This is a genomic window from Bacteroidales bacterium (assembly GCA_021157585.1).
Taxonomy (GTDB): domain Bacteria; phylum Bacteroidota; class Bacteroidia; order Bacteroidales; family UBA12170; genus UBA12170.
This window is the reverse complement of sequence record JAGGWH010000113.1, coordinates 1-2,746: the sequence shown is the minus strand read 5'-3', so window position 1 is coordinate 2,746 and position 2,746 is coordinate 1. Positions and strand designations below refer to the sequence as shown.

The window sequence follows — 2,746 nt, the reverse complement described above, 5'->3', positions numbered from 1 at the left end:
TCTTTCATGTCTTCCGGAATATCTATTTCGTTCATTTTTTCTCCAAAATTTCCTTCAAACTGATAAGCTTTTCTCTCAAGTAAATCTACAACACCTTTCATTGTCTCTTCTGCTCCGATTGGCAACTGAATAGCAACGGCATTTTTATTTAAACGATCTTTGATGGAATTTAAAGACATGAAAAAATCAGCTCCCATCTTATCCATTTTATTCACAAAACAAAGACGAGGAACATTATATTTATCGGCTTGTCGCCAAACAGTCTCAGACTGAGGCTCTACTCCAGCTGCTCCATCAAAAACTGCAATAGCACTATCCAGCACACGCAATGATCTTTCTACTTCTACGGTAAAATCAACGTGCCCAGGAGTATCAATAATATTAATGCGATAATCTTTCCAAAAGGCAGTAGTAGCAGCCGAGGTAATTGTAATCCCTCTTTCTTTTTCCTGCTCCATCCAATCCATATCAGATTCACCATCATGAGTTTCACCGATTTTATGTTTTTTACCAGTATAAAAAAGCACCCGCTCAGTAAAAGTAGTTTTACCGGCATCAATGTGCGCCATAATTCCTATATTTCTTGTTTTTTCAAGTGAATATTCTCGGGACATTTTAATTAATTTTCAATTTTCAATTTTCAATTTTCAATTATTTTATTAAAAATAAAAATTTTATTTGAAGATATTATTTTATAATTTATTAATTATTTATTTATTAATTTCAAAGTTTTTGTCATTTGATGTATATAGGGGCTGTATTTTTCTTTATTTTCAGTAGCAGTTTTGATTATATATTTTTTGTCATGTCCTTCGAACTCCTTAAAAGAGGCTTCTCCTGAAAAATTAAAATCTTTTTGCACGACAAGTAGCTCAATCGAATAAGGAGGATTTTGTTCCCATACATCTGAACTTGGCTCAAATCCTATCATCAATTCATAGCCTAAGTCTTTCGCTTCTTTATGTTTAATCGTATAATACCATCCTTGTGGATATTTTAATTCAAAATCATCATCTTCTCGGACAAGCGTATGCCACTTTTCAAGCTCAGACGCTATAAAATCAGCTTCTGCTAATTTATCGTTTTGAGCTTCAATATTCTGGTTAATTTCTTCAATATTATCTTTAGCATTATTTAAAGTATCAACAATATTATCTCCAATATCTAAGTCTGCAAGGTCTTCGTTCTTGTTTGCATTATTATTAAAAAAATAAAAACTGCCATAGAAAAGCAGGGCGGCAATTAAAACGCTTACGACTAAACCTAAATAGGCAGTTCCTTTGTTATTTAAACTATTAAACATCAAAATTTATCTAGCAAAATGAGCAAAAGCTTTATTGGCCTCAGCCTGCTTCTGCACAGTTTCCTTCTTTCTAACAGCAGCTCCTTCACCTTCAGCAGCAGCCAAAATTTCCTGAGCCAATTTATAATACATCGGTTTCCCTTTTCGTTCTTTAGAAGATTCAATCAACCAACGACAACCTAGATTAAAACGTCTATCTCCTCGAACTTGATACGGAACCTGATAATTTGCTCCACCAACTCTTTTTCCTCTTACTTCAAGTAAGGGGGAAATTTTTTTTAAAGCTTTATTAAAAACATGACGAGGGTCTTGCTTCGTTTTATCCTTTATAATATCAAAAGCATCATAAACAATTTTCTGAGCTACTGCCTTTTTGCCTCTTTCCATAATGTAGTTAATAAATTTAGCAATATCAGTATCATTATATTTAAGATCTCCATCTATTTTTCTTTTTGGCGCTTGTTTTCCTCGCATATTTTGTTAGTTAACCCCGAAGGGGACCCTTTAGGTTTAGTTAATTAGTTTTATTTATCAAATATTTACATAATTTGCAATTCGCAATATTCGCATATAATTTGCAGATTCGCATTATTTTATTTCTTTTCTTTCTTGGTTCCGTAAGAACTTCGAGACTGCTTCCTTCCTTCAACTCCCTGAGCATCATAAACTCCACGCACAACCTTATAACGAACACCCGGTAAATCTGAGGTTCGGCCGGCTTTTAATAAAACAATAGAGTGCTCTTGTAAATTATGTCCCATCCCCGGGATATAAGCTGTAACTTCCATTCCGTTAGAAAGTCTTACACGAGCAATTTTTCGTAAAGCTGAATTCGGCTTTTTAGGAGTAGTGGTGGTCACCTTTAAACACACTCCTCTTTTAAAGGGAGCTCCTTTTTTAAGAGTAGTTCTTTTCCGATGCAAAGTATCCAAAGTAGTAAGCATAGCCGGATATTTACTCTTAGTTTTAATCTGTTTTCTTCCTTTTCTAACTAATTGATTGATTGTTGGCATAAAAAATATTAATGATTACAAATTCACGAATTTCATCACAAATTCACAAATTAGAATAAATTTTATAAATTTATTTATTCAAATTCGTGATATTTGTGTTCTGATTTGTGTATTTGTAATTTACGTTGCTAATTATAACAAAAACAAACCCGAAAAATCGGGAATAAATTGCTTTCATAATTTATCAAAATATTTAAAATAAGTCAAGGGGAAATTAGTTAAAAGTTGAAAGTTGAAAGTTGAAAGGAACAAATCATTATATTATCTGATTTGTTGCTTTTTTGTTTTCTTATTTTTTTGCTCTAATTTGACATTATTTATTGACAAAGATAAATTTTTTGCTAAGGTGCAAACACTTTTTTAATATATATGAAAACAATAATTTCACTATTTATAATTTTTTGTATTTTTTTATTCAGCTCTATCCTTG

General features: G+C 31.9%; 4 protein-coding genes. All 4 read right to left on the bottom strand.

The features are described 5' to 3' along the window. Positions 1 to 614, bottom strand: a 614-nt coding sequence (locus J7K39_07990; GenBank protein ID MCD6179830.1) for a GTP-binding protein, incomplete at its 3' end; no start/stop codon positions are given. 92 nt (positions 615 to 706) lie between these two features. Then, positions 707 to 1,303 (bottom strand): hypothetical protein, encoded by a 597-nt coding sequence (locus J7K39_07985; GenBank protein ID MCD6179829.1) that lies wholly within the window; start codon positions 1,301 to 1,303, stop codon positions 707 to 709. 6 nt (positions 1,304 to 1,309) lie between these two features. Then, positions 1,310 to 1,777 (bottom strand): 30S ribosomal protein S7, encoded by a 468-nt coding sequence (gene rpsG / locus J7K39_07980; GenBank protein ID MCD6179828.1) that lies wholly within the window; start codon positions 1,775 to 1,777, stop codon positions 1,310 to 1,312. 119 nt (positions 1,778 to 1,896) lie between these two features. Beyond that, the gene (gene rpsL / locus J7K39_07975; protein MCD6179827.1) at positions 1,897 to 2,316 is read right to left on the bottom strand and encodes a 30S ribosomal protein S12; all 420 of its coding nucleotides are present in this window, start codon (positions 2,314 to 2,316) and stop codon (positions 1,897 to 1,899) included. Positions 2,317 to 2,746 lie beyond the last annotated feature (430 nt).

Coding starts and splice junctions, on each gene's coding strand:
- J7K39_07985 (MCD6179829.1), bottom strand. CDS start 1,303: ATGTTTAATAGTTTAAATAACAAAGGAACTGCCTATTTAGGTTTAGTC.
- rpsG (MCD6179828.1), bottom strand. CDS start 1,777: ATGCGAGGAAAACAAGCGCCAAAAAGAAAAATAGATGGAGATCTTAAA.
- rpsL (MCD6179827.1), bottom strand. CDS start 2,316: ATGCCAACAATCAATCAATTAGTTAGAAAAGGAAGAAAACAGATTAAA.